This window comes from Brachyspira pilosicoli (assembly GCF_036997485.1).
GTDB lineage: Bacteria > Spirochaetota > Brachyspiria > Brachyspirales > Brachyspiraceae > Brachyspira > Brachyspira pilosicoli_C.
In genome coordinates this window covers 465261-488003 of the sequence record NZ_JAWLPU010000001.1, presented here as the reverse complement: position 1 = coordinate 488003, position 22743 = coordinate 465261, and the positions used below count along the sequence as shown (strand labels likewise).

Annotated in this window: 19 protein-coding genes; 14 read left to right on the top strand and 5 right to left on the bottom strand. The window is 28.0% G+C overall.

Annotated features, from left to right (window positions below; genetic code table 11):
- Positions 1–16 precede the first annotated feature (16 nt).
- The 5 genes from R4I97_RS02090 (at position 17) to R4I97_RS02070 (ending at position 4659) form a co-directional block, all read left to right on the top strand.
- Entirely contained in the window at positions 17–799 is a 783-nt protein-coding gene (locus tag R4I97_RS02090; RefSeq protein ID WP_335783484.1) for a hypothetical protein, read from the top strand.
- A gap of 2 nt (positions 800–801) precedes the next feature.
- The gene (locus tag R4I97_RS02085; protein ID WP_335783483.1) at positions 802–1476 is read left to right on the top strand and encodes an ABC transporter ATP-binding protein; all 675 of its coding nucleotides are present in this window, start codon (positions 802–804) and stop codon (positions 1474–1476) included.
- Positions 1477–1690: 214 nt separating this feature from the next.
- Positions 1691–2908 carry an ABC transporter permease gene (locus R4I97_RS02080; RefSeq protein ID WP_335783482.1) on the top strand — a complete coding sequence of 406 codons (1218 nt, stop codon included), beginning with the start codon at positions 1691–1693 and terminating at the stop codon, positions 2906–2908.
- Positions 2901–3581 (top strand): hypothetical protein, encoded by a 681-nt coding sequence (locus R4I97_RS02075; RefSeq protein WP_335783481.1) that lies wholly within the window; start codon positions 2901–2903, stop codon positions 3579–3581. The genes R4I97_RS02080 and R4I97_RS02075 overlap by 8 nt, the downstream gene beginning before the upstream one ends.
- A gap of 19 nt (positions 3582–3600) precedes the next feature.
- Positions 3601–4659, top strand: coding sequence for a hypothetical protein (locus tag R4I97_RS02070; RefSeq protein WP_335783480.1), 1059 nt, complete (start codon positions 3601–3603; stop codon positions 4657–4659).
- 75 nt (positions 4660–4734) lie between these two features.
- On the opposite strand, the gene R4I97_RS02065 is transcribed toward R4I97_RS02070, so the two are convergent.
- The 3 genes from R4I97_RS02065 to mgtE all read right to left on the bottom strand — a co-directional run bounded on the left by R4I97_RS02065 (position 4735) and on the right by mgtE (position 6929).
- A complete protein-coding gene (locus R4I97_RS02065) occupies positions 4735–4866 on the bottom strand; it encodes a hypothetical protein (protein WP_335783479.1) in 132 nt (43 codons plus the stop codon).
- A 42-nt stretch (positions 4867–4908) separates the two neighbouring features.
- Complete coding sequence (locus R4I97_RS02060) at positions 4909–5475, bottom strand: hypothetical protein (RefSeq protein ID WP_335783478.1); 567 nt, start codon at positions 5473–5475, stop codon at positions 4909–4911.
- Positions 5476–5567: 92 nt separating this feature from the next.
- On the bottom strand, positions 5568–6929 hold the full coding sequence (gene mgtE / locus R4I97_RS02055; protein WP_335783477.1) for a magnesium transporter: 1362 nt from the start codon (positions 6927–6929) through the stop codon (positions 5568–5570).
- Between the two features lie 125 nt (positions 6930–7054).
- Here mgtE and pfkA point away from each other — a divergent pair, with 125 nt between their 5' ends.
- The 5 genes from pfkA (at position 7055) to R4I97_RS02030 (ending at position 14243) form a co-directional block, all read left to right on the top strand.
- Positions 7055–8035: a 6-phosphofructokinase gene (pfkA, locus tag R4I97_RS02050; RefSeq protein WP_335783476.1), complete on the top strand. Its 981-nt coding sequence runs from the start codon at positions 7055–7057 to the stop codon at positions 8033–8035.
- A gap of 20 nt (positions 8036–8055) precedes the next feature.
- The gene (locus R4I97_RS02045; RefSeq protein WP_335783475.1) at positions 8056–9066 is read left to right on the top strand and encodes a WecB/TagA/CpsF family glycosyltransferase; all 1011 of its coding nucleotides are present in this window, start codon (positions 8056–8058) and stop codon (positions 9064–9066) included.
- A gap of 83 nt (positions 9067–9149) precedes the next feature.
- On the top strand, positions 9150–10757 hold the full coding sequence (gene murJ, locus R4I97_RS02040) for a murein biosynthesis integral membrane protein MurJ (RefSeq protein WP_335783474.1): 1608 nt from the start codon (positions 9150–9152) through the stop codon (positions 10755–10757).
- Positions 10758–10897: 140 nt separating this feature from the next.
- Positions 10898–13792 carry a methyl-accepting chemotaxis protein gene (locus R4I97_RS02035; protein WP_335783473.1) on the top strand — a complete coding sequence of 965 codons (2895 nt, stop codon included), beginning with the start codon at positions 10898–10900 and terminating at the stop codon, positions 13790–13792.
- Between the two features lie 79 nt (positions 13793–13871).
- A complete protein-coding gene (locus R4I97_RS02030; protein ID WP_335783472.1) occupies positions 13872–14243 on the top strand; it encodes a rod-binding protein in 372 nt (123 codons plus the stop codon).
- Here the strand turns inward: R4I97_RS02030 and R4I97_RS02025 are convergent, their stop codons facing one another.
- Both R4I97_RS02025 and ppdK read right to left on the bottom strand, forming a co-directional pair.
- Complete coding sequence (locus R4I97_RS02025) at positions 14244–15071, bottom strand: histidinol-phosphatase (RefSeq protein ID WP_335783471.1); 828 nt, start codon at positions 15069–15071, stop codon at positions 14244–14246.
- A gap of 573 nt (positions 15072–15644) precedes the next feature.
- The gene (gene ppdK / locus R4I97_RS02020) at positions 15645–18710 is read right to left on the bottom strand and encodes a pyruvate, phosphate dikinase (protein WP_335783470.1); all 3066 of its coding nucleotides are present in this window, start codon (positions 18708–18710) and stop codon (positions 15645–15647) included.
- 221 nt (positions 18711–18931) lie between these two features.
- Between ppdK and R4I97_RS02015 the strand changes: the two genes are divergently transcribed.
- From R4I97_RS02015 to R4I97_RS02000, 4 genes are all read left to right on the top strand, one after another.
- Positions 18932–19783, top strand: coding sequence for an HAD-IIIA family hydrolase (locus R4I97_RS02015; protein WP_335783469.1), 852 nt, complete (start codon positions 18932–18934; stop codon positions 19781–19783).
- 137 nt (positions 19784–19920) lie between these two features.
- Positions 19921–20373, top strand: a complete 453-nt coding sequence (locus tag R4I97_RS02010) for a dual specificity protein phosphatase family protein (protein WP_335783468.1) — start codon at positions 19921–19923, stop codon at positions 20371–20373.
- A gap of 56 nt (positions 20374–20429) precedes the next feature.
- The gene (locus R4I97_RS02005; RefSeq protein WP_335783467.1) at positions 20430–21086 is read left to right on the top strand and encodes a hemolysin III family protein; all 657 of its coding nucleotides are present in this window, start codon (positions 20430–20432) and stop codon (positions 21084–21086) included.
- Positions 21087–21108: 22 nt separating this feature from the next.
- Entirely contained in the window at positions 21109–22737 is a 1629-nt protein-coding gene (locus tag R4I97_RS02000) for an AMP-binding protein (RefSeq protein WP_335783466.1), read from the top strand.
- Positions 22738–22743 lie beyond the last annotated feature (6 nt).

Below are 22743 nucleotides of genomic sequence, written 5' to 3'. Positions count from 1 at the left end.
AAATAAGGAAATTAAAATGTTTAGAGTTATTGTTTTGATTTTTATTAACGTTTTCTTTTTATGCGGATTATACGGAGAGATTTCAAGCGAGGCTAATGCTATATTAAAAGAAATAGATAATAAAAATAATGAATACCATTCAGGAGCAAGACTTGTAAGAACGAGCGAAGCTAAGGATATTTTAAATAGAGTTAAAAACAGCAATTTAAGCGAAGAAGAGAAAATGCATTTAAGTATAGAATGCTACACTCTTTGGGCTAATGTGTCTATTGCAAGCGGAACTTTTGAAGAGGACTATAAAACTTTAGGAGAGATATATAAAAATCTTAAAAAAGATAAAGTTTTCAAAAAAGGATCTTCTGATATTTATGCTTCTTATGCCAATTTTGCAAACTCTTTTACTTCACTTGCTTTTTTTAATAATCAATATCCTTATAGTGTAATAGTTGATATGTATACTTATTCTCGTTTGGCATTATTAAAAGATAAAAACAACATAAGAGCAAAGCAAGTATATGGAATGTGGCAAATAGCTACTTTAGGCTTTTATAATAATGCTGCTTTTTATTCTGTGATAACTTCATTAAATGATACAACTAATTTACCAGATTATATGATTTACAGGGCTTATATTTATAGGTCTATGGCATATATGAAAGTAAATGAAACAGACAAGGCTTTTAAAGAGTTAGACGAAGCTTTAAAAATGTATCCTAAAGGTTTTTACGGATATTTATTAAAGAGTTCTTATGATAAAGGTAAGGACGGATTTTTGAGTGCGGAGGGTGCTGATTTTTAATTATGATAAGATGTGAAAATATATCAAAAATATATAAAACTAAAGATTATAATATAGCTGCAAATAAAAATATTAGTTTAGAAATAAAAGACGGTGAAATTGTATGGGTTGCTGGAGTTTCTGGGGCTGGTAAAAGTACGCTTCTTCATATATTATCAAGCATAGATATTCCTACAGAGGGTTCTGTTTATTGGAATAATGATGAAGTTTCAAAATTAAGCGACAGAGAAAGAAGCAGTTTTAGGCTTTCAAATATAGGACTTATTTTGCAGTCGCTTGAACTTTTAAAAACTCAGAGCGTGTTTGATAATGTTGCTTTGCCTCTTAAATTTTTAAATGAGAGTTCTTCTAATATAAATAAAAAAGTTAATGAAATATTAGAAAACTTAAAAATAGACAATTTAAAAAAGAAGAAACCGGAACAGCTTTCAGGAGGGCAGAAACAGAGAGTTGCAATTGCAAGGGCATTGGTAAGTGAAGCTCCTTATATATTCGGCGATGAGATTAGTGCGAATTTGGATACAGAAACAAGCAAATTTATTTATGAATATATAAGAGAGACTATAAAGAAAAGAAACGGCATAGGATTTTTTATTTCGCATGATGAATTGATAGAAGATTATGCGGACAAAAAATATATTATGAGAGATGGCGAAGTAATACTTAATATACAGTAATTACATATTAAATGTAGTTAGTATATAATTTATTAGTATTAAAAATGCAGTCTTTTTGGTTCTTTGTGCCATACCTAAAGGTACTCCCTTTGGTCGCAAAAGAACTGGGGGCGTTACGAAGTACGCAGAGCTGTGGGGCAAAGCCACCACAAGTAATAAATCTAAAAAACTTAAAATTAATTAATATTATTAATAATCATAATGGAACGGATAAATGAATATAATAAAATTAGCATTCGATAATCTTTGGTATAATAAAACCAGAACAATTTTAAATATGATACTTATTATAGTATCTTTTATTTCACTTATGATGATAAGCGGATATAATAACTTCACAAAAGAAGGTATTATTATAAGTGTTAATACAAGCGGAGGCTCTGTTGTAATAGCTGATAAATCTTATTGGGATACAAAAAGCGAAAAAATTAATATGCTTAATAGTAATGATTTTGAAGTAATTTATAAACAACTTGACACTATAGGCGAAGTTAATGATTATCAGAAAAAACTTGATATAAGCGGGCTTGTAGGCAATGAAAGTAAAAGTAAATTCTTTTCAGGTTATGCTTATGAAAAGCCTTCAAAAATAATGTCATCAGTTTCTTTAAAGGCAGGAACTCCTATATTTGATGATGATGTTAATACAATGGTTCTTGGTAAAGATTTGGGAGAGTTTTTTAATCTTAATTATGATGAAGAGCCTTATTTAAATTTGATGACTGATTTTGGGGAGGGGATAAGTTTAGGCTCTTTAATGGCTGTAGGCTCAATATCTTTAAATAACAGTTCTGCTGATGCTATTACAATATATAGTCCGCTTAATGCTGTATATGAAGTATTTGGTCTTGAGTATGGTAATGCTCATAATTTACTCGTATATTTAAAAGATTATAAAAAGGCTACTGAAATAAAAAATAATCTTAATCAATATTTTAATGAAAATAATTTAAACTATGAAGCTAAAGATTGGAAGGATTTGAATGCATTTTTACTTTCTGTAATAGAAATGAATACTAATAATTATTTGATAGCATTATTTATATTAAGTATATTAGTATTTGTTTCAGTTATGCAGATGCTCACAACAAATTTTTTAGAGCGTTTAAATGAGTTTGGTACTATGCGTGCATTAGGAATAAATATAAAAAATGTAACCTTACTTTTATTTTTAGAAATTATTATAATGGCAGTATTAAGTTCTGTTATTTCAATAATTATTTCTTACAGCGCTTCTGCTATACTTAATGCTTCAAACTTTATAATGAAATTTCCTGGTGCTACTGACGGTTATCCTTTAAGTTTATTACTAACATTCAAAGATACTGTTTTAATATTTGCATGGGTGTTATCTGTATCAATATTAGCAGGTATTTATCCAATAATAAAGGTTATTAGAATGCCTATAATAGAGGTAATAAAATATGTGTAACAAAATAATTAAAATTTTATTTATAATAAGCATTTTATCTTTTAATTTGTACAGTCAGAATATATTTGATGATTTTGTAAAGATTTATAACAGAGATGGTAAAAGTTACAAGATGTCTGGAACATTTACTGATATAAAAGACGGCAAAAAAACTGTTAATAATTTTGATATGATAGTTGGAAAAGACTATAAATTAATGTATTTAAAAAATAATAATACTCTTTTTTTAGCCAATAATCAGGGTTTTTTTGTGCAGGCAAAGAATCAGGTTTCTCCTTTAAAAATTTCAGGAAGCTATGTTGTAACAGGAGCAGCCAATATGAATGATTTGATGTCTATTAATTTTACAGATGATTATAAGCTTGAAAATATTGTAAGCAGTGAAGAAATAAATTTAGTAAAGAAAAATAGAAGCGTTCCTTATGCTAAAGCTGCACTTAAAAAAATTGCTGGTGGCTACAGTATAGATTTTTTTGATAATAGCGGAAAGCCGGTAAAAAGAGGTATATATAAAATAAAAGATAATTATTTTAAAGATATGGAGTTTTATAATCTGATTATTAATACAAATATAAGCACAATATGCAATATATCAAAAATAGAGCCTTCAAGTTCATCGAGCTCATATTTTAGAAGTGAGAATATGAAGATGCTTTTTAGTTTATTTAAATAGTTTTTATTTTATACAAAAAATGAAATATATTAAAATAATTATTTTTATATTTGCTGTATCATCTATAGCACTTGCTGATATTACTCCTAAATTCGGTATAAAGAATAGTTTTAATTATATAGATTTAAAAGAAACTGAATATATAGCCAATTCAATATTAAGTAATAATACTTATTTTTATTTAGGCTTTGAATATCTTAATAATAATCTTTATTTTTCATTTAAGCCTGCAATTAGAATATATACCAAAGATAATAGAGAGTTTATTTATGATAATGGAAACCTTATAAAACAAAATGATAATAATGCTTATATTTCTTTTAATTTTGATGAAATACAGTTTAATTATATAAATGAAATTTTAGCCTTTTACATAGGAAAGAGGAAATTCCATTTTGGTGAAGGTTTTAATAGGCAATATATGTTTGTGGGGGAGAGTGTATTGTATAATGATTATGAGGCTTTATATAATACCGAGCTTAATTTTTATCAGGGAAATATTACGCACTCAATAGGATTCATTACAGACACTAAATCAATGGATTTGTTAAAAGAACCTCAGTATTACACTTCTTGGTATTATTTAAAATATTCTTCTGCTCATTTAGGTTTAATGGGTATAACAAAATATACTTATGATTTACAAAAGAAAAATAATTTAATGCTTGGTTTTGAGGCTTCATATATATTTGATATAGGATTTAAATTTTACGGAAATGTTACTTACAATATTTTAAGCAGTGATAATATTGGAAAAAGCCTTAATGATATAAAAAGTCTTTTGGGAATTAATTATACTTTTATCTATAGTTATGATTTTATACTTAGTCCTTATGTGGAATATTTTTATGAGGATATTCATTCATTTTATTCTATAGGGCTTTATTTATCTTTTCTTAATAATTTATTTAATATAATAACTTATTTCTCTCATTCACCTAATTATAAAATGGATTTAAATACTAAGTTTCTCATCAACTATAATAATTTTAGCTTTACTTTTAATTATTACACACCTTTTAAGAGCAATGAAATTTTAGAGCATGTATTTGAAATTAGTTTAGAATACAATTATTAATATATTATTTATATTTTATTGTTTTTAACTAAAAAAAGGCAACCATATTTTTAATAATTGCCTTTTATTTCCTATTTATAACGCTTTAATTTTTTTGCTTGTGATAGTTATAATATTTTGCTCTTTATACTTTGTAATTAAAGTTTTAATATCTTCCTTAGCTGTAACAGTCATTACATCTTCTCTCTCTTGAACTTGTGCTTCCATAAATATTATTCCTCCATGAATATTTTTTTATTTATATATTAATTAAAAATCTCCGTCTCTCCATACTTTAAATTTGGGGTAGTCTAACTTTTTAGATTTATCTTCATACCATTTACAAACTGCAGCTGACATATTTATTACATAAAAATTAAAATCTGTTTTCCAGCCGTCATTTTTAAATTGCGCAAATGATGGTATAAATTTATTATTAATTGATTCGTAAATATTTTTTTGCATTTCTTCTGTTGGTATATTATTATCTTTTATTGCTATTCTTAATATTAAAAGTATAGACATAGATGATAGAGTTGATGTTACTGTGCTGTATTTAGTAAATATTTCTTCTTTAGAGAAGTTTTGATTTATAGTATCTGTCCATAATTTTATAATATTTCCTAATGCTTCTAATTGTTCAGGGGTTGCATTTTTATCAGTTACTATGCTTGCATAATATTCTGCCAATTGATTGAATGTAATTGTTGAATTTTCGTCAGATATTGATAATTCTTCTATATTTTCTAATTGCATTGATTTTATCATACTGTCATAATTGTTTGCATATATGGAGCATACAGCAAATATAAATATTAAAACTATATATTTTTTCATAGTAAAAATTCCTAAAAATAGTTTTAATTATTATCGGAATAGTTTAATATTACATTCGTTTTTTTATTTTTAAAATTGTTTTGATATGGTATTTATATATTCATTTTCGTGAGTATTATGCTTGCTAATAATAAATATATAGAAGTACCTGTAATATCACATATAGAAGTTACTAAAGGCACACTGCTTGTAGTAGGGTCTTTTTTTAGTTTTACAAATATAAAAGGCAAACATAATCCTATAAGACTTCCTATCACTACAACACATATCATAGATAATGATACCACCAAAGCTATCATTAATCCGCCTCTAAATATAGCAAGAAGTGAAACAGCTAAACTCATAGTAATACCAAGTATAGAAGATATAGCAATCTCTTTAAAAAACATAAACAGCCAATCGCTTTTTTTTACATCTCCAAGTGATAAACTTCTTATTATAAGAGTTGAAGATTGAGCACCCGCATTTCCAGCACTATCTATTAAAAGGGGTAAAAAGAATATTAAAGAAACATATTTGCTTATAGTCTCTTCAAATATACCTATAAAATATCCAGAAAATATATTTATAAATACTAATATAAAAAGCCAAGTAATTCTTTTTTTGTATAAAGTTAGTATTGGAGCTTGTTTGATGTTTCCTGTAAAGTCATCATCTATACTTATAGCACCTAATTTGTGGAAGTCTTCGGTTTCTTCTTCTTCAGCGACATCAAATATATCATCAATAGTAACAATCCCTATTAAAGCATTTTTTGAATCAACTACAGGTATATATAATAAATCATATTTCCTTCCAACAAGTACAGCCTCTTCTTGGTCTGAATATGCAGAAAGATATATTATGTCTGTGTGCATAAAGTTTTCTATTATGTCCGTTTTTTTAGCAAATAATAAATCTTTTAATAAAATATATCCTAATAATATATTTTTATTATCAACTATATATATAACCTCAAAAGTTTCAGAATCTTTACCATATTTTCTAATATATTCTAAAGCTTCACTTACAGAGAAGTTTGGAGATATAGATATATATTCTGTAGTCATTATACGGCCGACACTATATTCTGGATATGCTAATAATTTTTTAGTGATATCTAAATCTTCTTTTTCCATTAAAGAAAATATTTTTTTATTTATTTCTTCTGGGAGCTCTTCAAAAAGAGAAGTTCTGTCATCAGGACTCATTTCATGCATTAATTCTTCTATTTCTTTATCATTCATAGAAGATATTAATTCTTCCTGTTCATTAGCATCCAACTCTGCAAATACTAAAGCGGACTTTTCTGTGGACAATAATCTAAAAAGAATAGTTTTATCTTTATTGCTTTCTAATATACGCATTATGTCCACTATTTCTATAGGGTGCATATCATTTAGTAGATATTTAAGTTTATCCCATCTTTTATTTTCTATGATGTTAATTATTTCAATGTACTGTGAATTTATCATGTTAATTTTTTTCTTTTTTTGTGTATCAATTCTTTTATTATTAATATATAATATATATAACAAAAAATTAGATAAATAATAATATAGTTAAAAATATTATATGTTTTATAAGGAGTTATTTCAATATGGCTGATATAAAGAAAATAGGGGTATTAACAAGCGGCGGCGATGCTTCAGGAATGAACCCTGCTATAAGAAGCGTTGTTAGAACAGCTATAGCTAATGGTTTAGAGGTAGTTGGTATAAGAGAGGGTTATCAAGGTTTGATGTATAATAATGTTTATCAAATGAATGCTGGTTCTGTTGGCGGCATTATTAACCATGGTGGTACAATTTTATTTTCTGCAAGATCTCCAGAGTTTCAAACAGAAGAAGGTATGAAAAAAGCAGCTGATAATATGAAATACAATGGAATAGATGCTTTAGTTGTTATAGGTGGAGATGGTACTTATAAAGGTGCATTAGATTTTGCTAATCACCATGAAGAGTTTCCTGTTATTGGTATACCTGGTACTATAGATAACGATATATTCGGTACTGATTATACTATAGGATATGATACAGCAGTAAATGTTGCAATGGAGGCTATAGATAAATTAAGAGATACAGCTACTAGCCATGGAAGATGTTTTGTAGTTGAGGTTATGGGAAGACATGCTGGTTATATTGCTTTGGAAGTTGGTATAGCTTCTGGTGCTGAAGATATACTTATTCCAGAGACAACTACTGATATTGATAAAATAGTAGAAAACTTACAAACTGCAAAAAAGAGAGGTAAAAAATCTTCTATAATAGTAGTTGCTGAGGGTGATGAGTCAGGCGGAGCTATGGAGGTAGCTAAACAGATAGAAGGTAAAACAGGTTTTGATACTCGTGTAACTATACTCGGACACATGCAAAGAGGCGGTTCTCCTACTTCTCGTGAACGTCTTATGGCTGCAAGATTTGGTTATATTGCAGTTAAGGCATTATTAGAAGGTAAGAGAAATGTTGCTGTTGGTATATGGAAGGGTGAGTACACTTATACTCCTTTAGCTGATGCTGTTAAAAAAGTTCCTAAAGTTGACCCTATAGATTTAGAGTTATGCAGAACTCTTGCTATATGATTTTTAGGGCTTAATAATTTATGATAAATAAAAATTCTTTGTTAGGTATTAGAATAGATACCTTTAACAATGATTTATATGCTGCTTTAGATCAACTAAAAGATGGAAATGATGTTCTTATAGTAACATTAGATGTGCATCAATTATTGAGCGTTCGTTTTAATAAAAAATTAAAAAATATTATAGAAAATGCTTCTTTGGTAATTGCTGCGCATCCTTCCATCTCTAAAGCATATAAATTTATATATAAAGAAGAATTAGAATATATTAAAGACTTTAATTTATTTTCTGATACATTGTCTTATATAGAGCAAAAAAAAATGACTATGTTTTTATTTGGTGATGAAGAGAAGTATTTTTTTACAATCACCGAAAAAATGAAGAAAATATATCCTGATATTAGTATACTTGGAACTTATCAAAATACAAAAAATAAATCGGAACTGTATAAAGCTTTTATTGGGTTTAAAAAAATGAATCCAGATGTATTTTTTATATATATGCCTTTTAAAAAGTCTTTATATTGGTTTAATGAAAACAAGGGTAAATTAGGTATGAAATTATGTGTACCAATGTCTAGACCTTTGGACTGTTTTTGCGGAAAGAAAAAATCTCCAAGCATGAAAATAATTGAAGCAAATAAAGATGAAGCTTTTTATCTTAAAAGAAATATTTTTAGGATATTTTTATATTTTGATTATATAAAGTTTTGGATATTAGTATTTTTTGAAAAGGTTTCTGTAAAGAGAAATAAAAAAAGAATTATAAAAAATGCTAAAAAAGAAGCTAAGAGAGAAGCTAAGTTAGAAAAAATTAGGGCTAAAGAATTAAAAAAAGAAGAAAAAAAATCCTTAAAAGAATCTAAAAAAGAAGCTAAGATGGAAGCTAAGCGAGAAAAAATTAGAGCTAAAGAATTAAAAAAAGAGGAGAAGCAGGCTTTTAAAGAAGCTAAAAAAGCTCTAAAAGAAGAAAAGAAAGCTTTAAAAAAAGATAAAAAAACTTTGCAAAAAGAAGAAGATAAAAAAGAATAGTTAATCAATAAAAATTCAGTATTTTTCTTATTTTAATTAATAATAGTTATATTATAGATAGTAATGATAAAAGAGATAATTGTATGCAAGAGAAAAATGAGAAAATAAATACCAAAGAAAATATAGTAAAGTCAAGTTTGAAGATGTCTGTAGTAACTACTATAAGCAGGATTTTTGGACTTGTACGCGACCAGATACAGGCTATTTTACTCGGTACAACATTTATAGCAGATGCTTTTGCTATAGGGTTCATACTTCCGAATCTTTTAAGGCGATTATTTGCTGAAGGCAATATGGTTGCAAGTTTCATACCTGTTTTTACTGACCTTGAAAAAAATAAAGGTATAGAGGCTTCTAAAGTTTTTTTTAGGGCAGTTTTTACGTTATTATCATTGATATTAATATTTATAGTTTTTGTCGGCATATTAATTTCACCTTTATTAGTAAAGCTGCTTTATAAATCGGCAAGTTATGAGGCTTATAGTTTGGCTGTCGATTTATCAAGAATAATGTTTCCTTATCTTTTGTTTATTTCACTTGCCGCTTTGATGCAAGGTGTTTTGAATGTGAGAGGATATTATTCTATATCTGCGGCGAGTCCTATACTTCTTAATATTGTTATTATATCTTTGGCATTAATATTTTATTTTTTGCTTCCTAATGTTTTTAATAATATGTCTTATGTTTTTGCTGTAGCGGTGCTTATTGGCGGAATGGTGCAATTTGCTTATCAGATTCCTTTTGTTAATAGACTTGGCTTTAATTTTGTGCCTAATTTTAATTTTAGAGATAGTTATGTTTTAAAGATGATTAAATTATTTGCCCCTGGTATATTTGGAGCTAGTATTTATCAGATTAATTTGCTTGTATCTACTGCTTTTGCTGGAGCTATTGGAGAGGGTAGGGTGTCGGCTGTTACTTTTGCTAATAGAATACATGAGTTTGTTTTGGGGGTTTTTGCTGTTAGTATAGCTACTGTTATGCTTCCAACTTTAAGCAAATTAATAGTCAATGAGAAGTATGATGAGGCAAAAGATACACTTTCTTATTCTTTGAGATTGGTGGCATTAATAACTATACCTGCAACTTTTGGATTTATAATACTCGGAAAAGAAATTGTTGCTATGATTTTTCAATATGGTGCTTTTTCAGAAAAATCTACTTTGCTTGTGTCTAATGCTTTAAGGTATTTATCTATTTCACTCTTTTTTGTTGCTAGTTATAGGATTGTTGTACAGTCTTTTTATGCTATGAAGGATATGAAAACTCCTGTATATATAGCTTTTTTTGCTTTTATTATTAATGCTATTAGCAATTATTTATGTGTTTATATATTTCATTTTGATATTATAGGTATTTCAATTTCAAGCGTAATAGCAAATATTGTTTCTTTTATTATATTATATATACTGCTTATGAAGAGAATGAATATGTCTTTCTCGCTTAATAAAGGTAAAATTAATACTATTAAAACTTTATTTTCAAGTATTATTATGGCTATGGCAGTTTATTCTCTTAGATTTTATATTTTGAGAGATAGTTTAAATAGCACGAGAATAATTTTTATAATAAAAGTATTTGTTGTTATAATTATAGGTGTTATAATTTATAGTATAGTTAATGTTGTTTTAAAGAATGAAGATTTTATTTCTATTTTTAATTTATTTAAAAAGAGAATAGTAAAAAAATAGAAGTTTTTTACAAATTGGTATAATATTTATATTAATATATATTAATATAAAATAAATATTTAAGGCTCTCAAAAATATACTTGCAATATCCGACAATTTAAGTAATAATTTTGTAAGTAAAAAAAATAAGGTTTCTATATATGAGTTTAAAAAATAAGGTACTTTTTTCTGTTATATTAGTAGTTGCATTGTCTCTATCTCCTACTATTTTTATTAATAGCACAACAAATAGAAAAGCATTGTATGATAATGCTATGACAGTTACACAAAATTATTTTTATGATATAGTATCAACATTTAATAATATATATGCTACTACTTCTGTTGGTACAGTTTCATTATCAGATATAGCTACAGTATCTTATGAGTTATATGATGTTGGTAATGTAGAAAATCCTCAAAATAGTCTTAGAGATATAATTTACAGATTTCATAAATCACAGCTTAATTTGCATCATGTTATAGCTAATGGTATATATTTTGAACCTAATGTTATATCCGAAAATACTAATTTAAGGAATTTATACTCTTTATATCTATATGATGTTCCTGATGCCGGCACAATGGAGCCTCAATTTGGAACTATTATGGATAATTATGTAAATGAAGAGTTTTATGCTTTGGCACTCCCTAATAATTGGAATAGAGAAGCTAAAAGACCTCAGAATGTTTATTATTCTTCTCCATATTTAAAAAATTTGGATAAGCCTCAGAAAGTAGTATCATTTTCTTCTCCTATATATTCTACAGATGATTCTAAACTCATAGGGGTGTCTTTATCTGATGTTTCACTTGATATAGCACATGAAGTCTTAACTAATATAGTAAAAACAGGACCTTTTAATACAATAATATATGATACAAGAAATAATAAGATAGTATATCATGATAACCCAAAATATATATTGAGTAATGTAAATGATTTTACCTGGTTTAATGCCGCTATAAATAATTTGGATATATCTACAAATACAATTATAAAAAATAATGTAATGATTGATGATGTGCCTTATCATATATTTGTTAGGCAGTTCAGCAGCGGCTTATATAATTTATTTATGTTTGTACCTAGTTCATATTTCTCAAGTGTTTTAGACCAAACTAACAATACTATTTTTGTTATATTGATATTTGCTATCGTAGTAATAATTATTATATTAAATATTACCATACCAATATCATTAAAACCTTTAGATAGAATATCTCATGAACTTGAAGAGGGTGTATTTAATAATAATATGTTTATTAATATTACCAAAATAAACTCTAAAGATTCTTTGGGATATTTAAGCAATTGGATAATTATATTTTTTGATATGGTTCAGCATGTATTCTCTACTGTATCAAAAACTTTATTAGTATTTAAAGCACAAATTACATCATTAAAGAATAAAACTTCAGATATTTCTAATGTTGCTGGTTCTATGACCGAGTCTGTAAACTTGATTGTAAATAATATATCTTATCAGCAAAATGAGTTTAAGGCGGTTGAAAGCAGTAATTTAGAAATTTATAAGATAATAGCTTCTAACCTTTCTGAGCTTATATCCATAGACCAGATGACTAATGACCTTCAAATAAAAATTGATGAGCAGGCTATAAGTTTAAATCAAATTAACTCTTTAACATTATCTATACAAAAAGATATGGAAGAGGTATCAGAATCTGTTGCTAAGGCTAAAGATGAATCTGAGGTAATGTTATCATTATCAAATGACAGCAAAGATAAAATATTAAAAACAGAAAATATTACTAGAAATTTGGTTTCTTCTATTAGAGGAATATCAGAGTTTGTTAACTCTACAATAGATATTTCTCAGCAGACTAATATGCTTGCGATGAATGCAGCAATAGAAGCAGCACATGCTGGTGAACAGGGAAAGGGTTTTGCTGTTGTTGCTGAAGAGATAAGAAAGTTGGCTACTACTACAAATATTCAATCTGAGAAAGCTCATAGAATACTTAGAGAGATAGAAAAAGAGATGAACTTAATGATAGAGAAAATGGCAGAGAGAATGAATGTTATAGAAAATATGATATCTAAAGTAAATAACTTTGTAGACACTATGACTAAAGTAAAAAAAGTTGTAGATGATAAGTATATAAGTACAAAAGATATGAATATTTCTATAGAACGTCTTACTAATGCTATTAAAGATATTAAAGAACAATATACATCTTTACATGGAAGAATATCTGTAGCTAAAGATGATTTGGTTAATTTATCAGATTTCTCTAAGAAAAATGATGAGGCTATGAAATTAGTATCTAAAAATACAGATGATATAGTTAGTAAAACACAGGATATGAGTGAACGTATTAATGATGTATTTAATTTGATTAAGGAGATAGAAGTTCTTTCGAATATTTCTGGGGATTCTATTGATACGTTAGATAAAGAGATGTCTTCATACATAATTAAAGATTTTGAAGAGGTTATTGCTGGAAAGATTAAAAGTATTAATGATGGAGAAAGGGCGTATGCTAAATATGCATTAGTAAAAAGATTTTATAAATTCATGATAGATACTTTTGGTAAAGAAAAAACTATAGCTTTAATTGCTAAAATGCCTGAAGATGCTAAAATTATATATAGCGATGTAAAGAAAGTGAAGTTTAAAAAGAAATTCGTATTATCTAGTTCATTTTTTATGCCTATTAATATAATTATGAATGAATTTTATGATGGAAGTGAAGATTGTATAAGAGATGTTGCTAAATATGGTTTTAGAAAATGCAGTGTTTTAAATAAATTAAAAATAAAATTTTATAGGGGCCGTAATTTAGCTGATTTGCTTATTAAATTTAGTAATAAAAGATTTAAAAATATTAATATAGAAGTTGTAAAATCTGAGAAACGAAAGCTTATTTATCATCTATACTATTTCCCTAATTATGATTCTATGATGGAAATATATTTTGATGAGTTAATTAATAATATATTTAGATATAAATATCCTAATTCTACTAAAGTTGAAATTTCTAAGTCTATTAGTAATGGTTATATTTATACAGAATATATTGTAACTTGGTAATAAAAAATTGTATTAATAAGATTTTTATACTTTCCGATAGTAATAACATAGTATATGTTTTTTATAGAGGTATTAGTATATGAATATTACTGATAAATATAATTTAAGTATTGGAACAGCTAATTTAAATAAACTTAATAATACTAAAAGAGAGTATCAGAATTATGGTACAAAGTTTAGTGTAGAAAATACTTCTGAAGAAAATGTTACTGATAAAGAGTTTCAAAAAAAACGTTTGAGAGAAGTTTCTGAAGATTTTGAATCTTTAATGATTAATCAAATGCTTAAAGAGATGAGAAAGACTGTTAATAAAAGCGGACTTGTAGATGGAGGTATGGCAGAAGAGATATTTGAAGATATGCTATATGATGAATATGCTAAAGAATTCTCTAAAACTAAGACATTTGGTTTAGCAGAAATTATTTATAATCAAATGGAGAAATATGTTTAATTAATTTAGGCTTATATCTTTAAACGAATTATCTATAAGCATTTTTATTTTACTATAGCCTAAACTTTTTAATTTTTCTATCATTTCATAGTAAAAATAATCTATACCGTTTGCAGAATGAGAATCTGTATTTATTATAATAGGTATATCTAATTTTAATAATTTTTTTATAGTATCACTGTTTGGATAGTGGGCGTTTAAATTATCTTTATTCATTTTTCTCGTATTTATTTCTACTATAGAGTTTGATTTTTTTATCACTTCTAATACTTCATTAAGCTTTTCTATGTACCAATCTTCTTTTTCTGTAAAATATTCTTTATTAAAGTTGTATTTTCTAATTAAGTCTAAATGTCCTATAATATCTGGGTTTTGATTATTTATCATATTAATTACATTATTATAATATCTTAATATTATTTCTTTAATATTTCCAAAATGTTTTAATGTATTTTCAAAGTGTTGTTTTGATGCATCTATAGAAAAATAATTATTGTCATCATCTTTTATAAAATGCACGGAACCTATTCTATAATCTAACATCATTTCTCTATCTGTTTTTTTATTTAGGTTTGAATAGTAGTCTGCTTCTATTCCAGAATATATTTGTATTTTATCTTTATATATATTTTTAAATTTTTTTATGTCTTCTAAATATTTAATTGTATTTTCTTTAGACATAGCAGCATTATCAAACGGTAAGTAAGAATGTCCAGAGAATCCTAAGCTTATAAAGTTTTTTTCTATTGCGCATAATATATTTTCTTCTATAGTGTTTTTACCATCGCAGTAGGTGGTATGTGTGTGTAGGTTTGATATATAATTCATTATTTTATTATATTTTATATTTTTCGTTTGTAAATAAAATTTTTAACTTTTTTATTTTAGTTATTTGCAGGGCTTTGTCCCCTGCGAAGCGTGTCCGAATGTCAAAAACTTTGACGAAGCCCGCACCGCGTAAGGCTGGAAAAAGTTGATAGAAAATTATTGTTTCAATATACACTGAAAAATTTTAAGATGAAATATATTTTAAATTTTTTATTTGTGGCGGCTTTGCCCCCTGCGAAGCGTGCCCGTATGGGGTACACGCCCCCAGTTCTTTTTGTGACCAAAAGAACCAAAAAGACTGCATTTTTTAGCAAAATATAGGTATTATAACTATATATATTCCCAAAATAATAGCTATAGTACTTGCACTTTCGCGAAGCGTGCCCGAGGGCAAAAACTTTGACGAAGTCCGCACCGCTACTGAAAGGAGTCCTTCAGGGCGACCGAAGGAAGTGCCTGTGGGTGCGAAGGCGGGAAAAAGAACAATAATAAAAATTGATAAACTTTTTAGTATACAATAAAAAAGCCTGCATGCTTATAGGCACACAGGCTACAAATTATAAAGATAAAAGATTATTTTTTAGAGTTTGTCTTTTTTGATACTGCTTTTTTCACTTCTTTTTTAACAGTATTTTTTACAGCCTTAGCAACTTTCTTCATTTCTTTAGTTGCTTTTTTTACATCTTTTGAAGCTTTTTTTACTGTAGAAGCTGCTTTTTTAGCATCTTTTTTAATCTCTTTCTTTACCTCTTTTTTAACAGCTTTAGCTGCTTTTTTCACTTCTTTTTTAACACTTACTTTTTTGTTTTTTGCAGAAGCATTAATTATACCTTGAGCAGCAGCAAGTCTAGCAATAGGCACTCTATAAGGAGAACAGCTTACATAGTTAAGTCCTATATCATAACAGAACATAACAGTAGCAGGGTCACCTCCATGCTCACCGCATATACCAACAGTAAGTTTTTTGTTAGCAGCCCTTCCTTTAGTAACAGCAATTTTTAATAATTCTCCAATACCTTCTTGGTCTAAAGATTGGAAAGGATCTTTTTCGTATATTTCTTTATCAACATAGTCTTTTAAGAACTTACCAGCATCATCTCTTGAGAAACCGCCGCCCATTTGAGTTAAGTCATTAGTACCAAATGAGAAGAACTCAGCTTCTGTGGCAATCTTATCAGCAACCAAAGCAGCTCTTGGAACTTCTATCATAGTACCAACTTTATAAGCAACTTTATCTCCCACTTTAGAGAATAGTTCATCAGCTATTTTGATAATTCTCTCTTTTATCATTTTAAGCTCTTTTAGAGTACCAACAAGAGGAATCATTATTTCAGGGTGAACATCTACGCCGTTTTTCTTAACTTTAACAGCAGCTTCAATAATAGCTCTTGCTTGCATATCATAAATTTCTGGGTAAGTGATACCAAGACGACAGCCTCTATGTCCGAGCATTGGGTTAAACTCATGTAGAGAATCTCTAATAGCTCTTAATTTTTCAAAAGGAACATTCATTTCATTTGATAATTCTTGTAATTGAGAATCTTCATGAGGAATAAACTCATGCAAAGGTGGGTCAAGAAGTCTTACTGTTACAGGATAACCAGCCATAGCAGTAAATATACCTACAAAGTCTTCCATTTGCATAGGGAATAAACTATCTAAAGCATCATCATAAAGTTTTCTTGGTTCTTTATAAAGTCTTTCTAATTCTTCAACTAAATCAGCTTTGCCAATTTTTTTAGCTTCTTCTAATTTTTCTCTTAATTGTTTAACTTCTTCAGCAACAAGTATAAGCTGTCTTACACTTTTAATTCTGTCAGCATTGAAGAACATGTGTTCAGTACGGCACAAACCAATACCTTCAGCACCGAATTTCCTAGCAATTTGTGCATCATTAGGAGTATCAGCATTAGTATGAACTTCAAATTTATTTTTTAATCTAATTTCATCAGCCCACTGCATAAGTTTTCTGAAGTCTTCAGACATATCTGCCTCTTTAGTAGTAACCTGTCCAAGCATTACCTCACCAGTGGAACCATCTATAGAAATATAATCGCCTTCACGAACTACAGTATCATTAACTTTCATAAGTTTTTGACTGTAATCAATATCTAATTCACTACATCCAGCAACGCAGCATTTACCCATACCGCGAGCAACAACAGCAGCATGTGAAGTAGCTCCGCCTCTTGCAGTTAATATACCTTCAGCGGCATTCATTCCCTTAATGTCTTCAGGGCTAGTTTCTATACGAACAAGTACAACAGATTCTCCAGCCTCTTTCATAGCCTCAGCCCTTTCAGCAGCAAATACAGCCTTACCAACAGCAGCACCAGGAGAAGCATTTAATCCCTTAGCAAGTACTTTAGCAGTCTTTTTAGCATTAGGGTCAAACATAGGGTGAAGCAACTGATCCAAATCAGCAGGATTAACTCTCATTAAAGCCTCTTCTTTAGAAATGATTTTAGCCTCAGCAAGCTCAACAGCAATCCTTACAGCAGCAGCAGCAGTTCTCTTACCATTACGAGTTTGAAGCATATAAAGTTTGCCTTCTTGTATTGTAAACTCCATATCCTGCATATCGCTGTAATATTTTTCTAATTGGTTTTTGTAGCTTACTAATTGTTTATAAACAGAAGGCATAACCTCTTCAAGAGAAGGATATTTAGCTTTTCTATCTTCTTCACTTATACCATTATTTTTAGCCCATTCTTTACTTCCTTCTAATGTAATTTCTTGAGGTGTTCTAATACCAGCAACAACGTCTTCACCTTGTGCATTAATTAAAAACTCTCCGTAGAATTTGTTTTCACCAGTGGCAGGGTTACGAGAGAAACATACACCAGTAGCAGAAGTATCTCCCATATTACCAAATACCATAGCCTGAACGTTTACAGCGGTACCTAAAAGATTTCTTATATCATTTAATTTCCTGTAAGCTTCGGCTCTTGGGTTGTTCCAGCTTCTAAATACAGCATTAATAGCATGCCATAATTGTACTTTAGGGTCATCTGGGAAAGCTTCGCCCATTTCTTGTTTATACATAGCTTTATATTTTTCTACTACAACTTTTAACTCTTCAACATCCAAATCAGTATCTTTAACTTCTTTTTCAGCTTTTCCGATTTTTGGTGCTATAGCTTTTTTTCTCTCATCAAGAATTTCCTCGAATTTGTCATGATCAACACCCATAGCTACATCACCGAACATTTGTATAAATCTTCTATAAGCGTCCCAAGCAAATCTTGGATTATTAGTTTTTTTAATAATTCCATTAACCACATTTTCGTTTATACCAAGATTAAGTATTGTATCCATCATACCAGGCATAGATATAGCAGCACCAGAACGAACAGATACAAGGAGAGGCTTGTCTGCATTACCAAATTCCATTCCCATAGCCTTTTCTAATTTTTTGATGTTCTCATCTACTATTTTTTCTAATCCTTTAGGGTATGATTTGTTCTTTGAATAATAATCACATACTTCTGTTGTAATTGTAAAACCTGCTGGAACAGGTACTTTACTTTCTGTCATTTGGGCAAGACCTAAACCTTTACCGCCTAATAGAGCTTTTGTCTCTTTAGCTCCTTCAGATTTACCATTACCAAAGAAGTAAACCATCTTTTTTGTTGCCATGATAATCTCCTACTATTGTTATTTTTGATAGATTTTTTACTTAGATTTATAAAAAAATAAATTTTTTCTTATATATATAGTATAGTTTTATTTTTATTCTTGTCAATTTTTATTAAAACAAATACTAAAAAAAGTAATATTTTAAAAAGCCAATTTTTAAATTTTACTGTTTCATTTGTCAAAATTTGAAATATTGATTAAACTATAATATATTATTAGCTATGAGTAATTTTGATAAAATAGTATATGATAGAATAAAAACTTTTTTTCTTTCGTTTTATAATAATTTAAATAATAGCAAAGCAGTAGTTGTTGGGCTTACATTTGATTTTAATAATAATGAAAATAAATTATATACTATAGACGATAACTATAAGATAATAAAAGATAATATTCAAAACCCTTTGTCTGGATATTCTATATCAAATTTAATTGTGTATGATAATAAAGTATTTGAGTATAATGAAAGTTTTAATTTGGTTATAGATGAAGCATTTAATAATAATAATTTATACGGCATACCTTTATATATTCCAGATGCAAATAAAAAAATTAATAAGGCTTTATTTTTGGATAGAGATGGCGTACTTATGGAAGATGTGGGTTATATTGGAGAGGTTGAGAGAGTAAAAATAAAAAAAGAGTTTACAGATATAGTAAAATATGCCAACGAAAAAAATTATATTACAATAGTAACTACAAATCAGGCTGGAGTTTCTTACAACTATTATACTAATGATGATGTGAGGAATGTTCATAATTATTTGCATCAAGAATATAAAAAACATGATGCTGTTATAGATGATTTTTATTACTGCCCATATCATATAAAAGGAAACGTTGAAGAATATAAACTTCTCTCTGTACTAAGAAAACCAGAGGCTGCTATGCATTTAACAGCTTGCAAAAAATATAATATAGATTTAACTTCTTCTTTTATGATAGGTGACAGAGACAGCGATATAGTAAAAATACCTTTTTTAAAAACTTTGCTAATAAAAACAGATGTATATGATATAGTTAATGTTAACAATATAGTAGAAGTTAATGACATATATTCATTTTTGGTATAGTATATACCTAAGTGATTATAATATATCTTTAGGATATAAAATTCTAATAATTGCACTTTTTGCAACTTTTTGCGGCGGGAAAAAGTTGAATAAAAAAGCTTATATGACAAAATATAGTATAACAATTGGAGATTTTTATGTTTGAGCTTTGTCATAATTTATATGTGGGAAATGACTATGATTGCAGCGTTTTTGAGGGTGCTATAGTGCATGCTTGTCAGAGCTGTTTTGTAAGAGGTGTTAATGGTTCTGTTGGAAACAAAACTTTTTATGAAAACAATGATGATTTGTATTTAAACTTGCTTGATATATCGAGTCTTTCTTATGATTATGCCTCTCCTATGATTAAAAGGGCTATAGATTTTATAGATAGAAAAATCAAAGACAAAAAAGTTTTGGTTCATTGCAATTTTGGTATGTCACGTTCGCCTTCTATATGTTTGCTTTATATGGCTAAGAAAGGCTATATTAATAATTCTTCTTTTAAAGAGGCTTCAAAAGATTTTAGTAAAATTTATAATTATTTTTCTGCTGGATTAGGAATGCATAGATACTTTGATAGGTATTGGAATGACATAATGCAATTTTAGCAAATAGTTAAAAATTACCATTTACTTTATTTAAATAAAATATAAGATAGAATATTATGAGTGTTTTAATAAAAAAAAATGTTTCAAGAATATGTGCTATTATATGCATAATATGTGCAAGCTCAGCTATTGCTGTTTTAGTAGGGCTTTTAATAAACTCTGAGACAGGTATAGAAGCTACTTCTTTTTCTCTTTATTCGAGTTTTTTAATAATATTTTATATAATTAATTCTATATATCATTTTTTCCCTTTTAACAACAAGGCTAAAAAGGTGTTTTATATACTTTCGCATGCTTTTTTTATTATGATGATATGGGGAGTTTATATACCGCCTTGTTTAATATCGCTTCAAAACGGTTGGGGCTGGAGCTTTTTTGGAGTGATTACTGGGCTTTGCGTACTTGGAATTACTTTAAGAAGTGTGTTTAGCTATAGGTGGAGAGGTTTCACAGAAACTATATATTACTTTCTTCTAAATTGGGTTTGGCTTATTGCTATACAAAAAATTGCTTTAGCGGTTGGAGAGTATGGGGCTATACTTTATTTAACTGCTTTTTTACTTTTAAATATTGCTATGGTGTTTTATAGACTTGCTATGTATGAAGTTAATAAAAGATATACTTTATTTCTTCCGCTATTTTATTCTCTTTTAATTTTATCTAATATATGTCATGCTGTTTTTATGTTCAGATATGTTGCTAATATAGTTTAATATTTTTTAAGGAGATTTGTTTATGATTAATGAAAAATTGTCTGAGTATATTTTAAACTCTATTAAAGAAAATTGGGATATTAATGCTTTTTGTGATTATGGTAAGGATAATTTTGTAAAATATTCTGATGTGGCTAAACATATATTAAAAATGCACACCATATTTAAAAGAATGGAGATATATAAGGGAGATAAAATTGCATTATGCGGCGCTAATTCTGCAAATTGGGCTTTAACTTATTTGTCTATAGTAAGTTATGGGGCTGTGGTTGTGCCTATACTCGTTGATTTTGCTAAAGATGATATTATTTCTATACTAAATGATTCTGGCTCTAAATATCTTTTTATGGATAAACACATAATAGAAAAGATTGACAAAGAAAAATTTAGCTTTTTAAATAGAATATTTTATTTGGATAATTTAACTATATTTGACCATAAAAATGATTTAACAGAAGAGTATAATGAGATTCTTGATGTGCAATTAGAAAATTTCAGCAGAGAGACTTTTTCATTAAACATATTTGAAAATGATACTTTAGCTACTATAATATACACTTCTGGTACTACAGGTTTTAGTAAAGGTGTTATGCTTAATCATAATTCACTTGCTGCCAATGTGAGATTTGCAATAGAGAATATGCCTATAAAATCAAATGACCATATACTTTCATTTTTGCCTTTAGCACATGTATTTGGCTGTTTGTTTGATTTTTTATTTCCTTTCTCTAAAGGGGCTTGTATATATATGCTTAGTGCCATACCAAGTCCTAATATTTTGCTTAAGGCTTTTGATGAGGTAAAACCAAATTTAATACTTATGGTTCCTTTAATTTTGGAAAAGATTTATTTCAAGAAATTAAAGCCTACAATAGATAAACCTCTTATGAAAAATCTATTAAATTTACCTTTTATATCAAAGATACTAAAAAATAAAATTTGTGAAAAACTTACGCAGTCATTTGGAGGCAATTTCCATGTAGTAATAGTTGGAGGAAGTGCTTTAAACGAAGAAGTTGAAAAGTTTTTAATGGATATAGGTTTTAAATTTACTGTTGGTTATGGTATGACAGAATGCGGACCTCTTATTAGTTATTCTCCTTGGGATAAACATGTGGCAAGAAGCTGCGGATGCATAATAGACACATTAGAGATAAAAATTGATTCTAACAGCCCTGAAGAAGTTGGGGACATTATGGTTAAGGGTGAAAATGTTATGCTTGGGTACTACAAAAACCCTAAAGCTACTGCAGAAGTTTTATCCCGTGACGGTTGGCTTAGAACTAATGATTTGGGTGTACTTGGAGAGGGAAATAGAATATTTATAAGAGGAAGAAGTAAAAATATGCTTCTTGGTCCAAGCGGACAGAATATTTATCCTGAAGAGATTGAAAGTAAATTAAATAGTATGCCTTATATATTAGAATCTTTAATTGTTCAAAGAGAAAATAAACTTTATGGTTTAGTATATTTAGATGCTGAGCAAATAAAAGATTTAAACGATGAAGATATAAAAACAAAATTAGAGGAAGTGAGAAATAATCTTAATAAACTTCTTCCAGATTTTGCGAGAGTATCAAGCTTTGAAATACAAAAAGAAGAGTTTGAAAAGAATCCTACTAAAAAGATTAAAAGGTTTTTATATAAATAATATAGG

What these genes read in the sequence shown, in the direction of transcription:
- R4I97_RS02090 (WP_335783484.1), top strand. Translation starts at nt 17, where the DNA reads ATGTTTAGAGTTATTGTTTTGATTTTTATTAACGTTTTCTTTTTATGC.
- R4I97_RS02085 (WP_335783483.1), top strand. Translation starts at nt 802, where the DNA reads ATGATAAGATGTGAAAATATATCAAAAATATATAAAACTAAAGATTAT.
- R4I97_RS02080 (WP_335783482.1), top strand. Translation starts at nt 1,691, where the DNA reads ATGAATATAATAAAATTAGCATTCGATAATCTTTGGTATAATAAAACC.
- R4I97_RS02075 (WP_335783481.1), top strand. Translation starts at nt 2,901, where the DNA reads ATGTGTAACAAAATAATTAAAATTTTATTTATAATAAGCATTTTATCT.
- R4I97_RS02070 (WP_335783480.1), top strand. Translation starts at nt 3,601, where the DNA reads ATGAAATATATTAAAATAATTATTTTTATATTTGCTGTATCATCTATA.
- R4I97_RS02065 (WP_335783479.1), bottom strand. Translation starts at nt 4,866, where the DNA reads ATGGAAGCACAAGTTCAAGAGAGAGAAGATGTAATGACTGTTACAGCT.
- R4I97_RS02060 (WP_335783478.1), bottom strand. Translation starts at nt 5,475, where the DNA reads ATGAAAAAATATATAGTTTTAATATTTATATTTGCTGTATGCTCCATA.
- mgtE (WP_335783477.1), bottom strand. Translation starts at nt 6,929, where the DNA reads ATGATAAATTCACAGTACATTGAAATAATTAACATCATAGAAAATAAA.
- pfkA (WP_335783476.1), top strand. Translation starts at nt 7,055, where the DNA reads ATGGCTGATATAAAGAAAATAGGGGTATTAACAAGCGGCGGCGATGCT.
- R4I97_RS02045 (WP_335783475.1), top strand. Translation starts at nt 8,056, where the DNA reads ATGATAAATAAAAATTCTTTGTTAGGTATTAGAATAGATACCTTTAAC.
- murJ (WP_335783474.1), top strand. Translation starts at nt 9,150, where the DNA reads ATGCAAGAGAAAAATGAGAAAATAAATACCAAAGAAAATATAGTAAAG.
- R4I97_RS02035 (WP_335783473.1), top strand. Translation starts at nt 10,898, where the DNA reads ATGAGTTTAAAAAATAAGGTACTTTTTTCTGTTATATTAGTAGTTGCA.
- R4I97_RS02030 (WP_335783472.1), top strand. Translation starts at nt 13,872, where the DNA reads ATGAATATTACTGATAAATATAATTTAAGTATTGGAACAGCTAATTTA.
- R4I97_RS02025 (WP_335783471.1), bottom strand. Translation starts at nt 15,071, where the DNA reads ATGAATTATATATCAAACCTACACACACATACCACCTACTGCGATGGT.
- ppdK (WP_335783470.1), bottom strand. Translation starts at nt 18,710, where the DNA reads ATGGCAACAAAAAAGATGGTTTACTTCTTTGGTAATGGTAAATCTGAA.
- R4I97_RS02015 (WP_335783469.1), top strand. Translation starts at nt 18,932, where the DNA reads ATGAGTAATTTTGATAAAATAGTATATGATAGAATAAAAACTTTTTTT.
- R4I97_RS02010 (WP_335783468.1), top strand. Translation starts at nt 19,921, where the DNA reads ATGTTTGAGCTTTGTCATAATTTATATGTGGGAAATGACTATGATTGC.
- R4I97_RS02005 (WP_335783467.1), top strand. Translation starts at nt 20,430, where the DNA reads ATGAGTGTTTTAATAAAAAAAAATGTTTCAAGAATATGTGCTATTATA.
- R4I97_RS02000 (WP_335783466.1), top strand. Translation starts at nt 21,109, where the DNA reads ATGATTAATGAAAAATTGTCTGAGTATATTTTAAACTCTATTAAAGAA.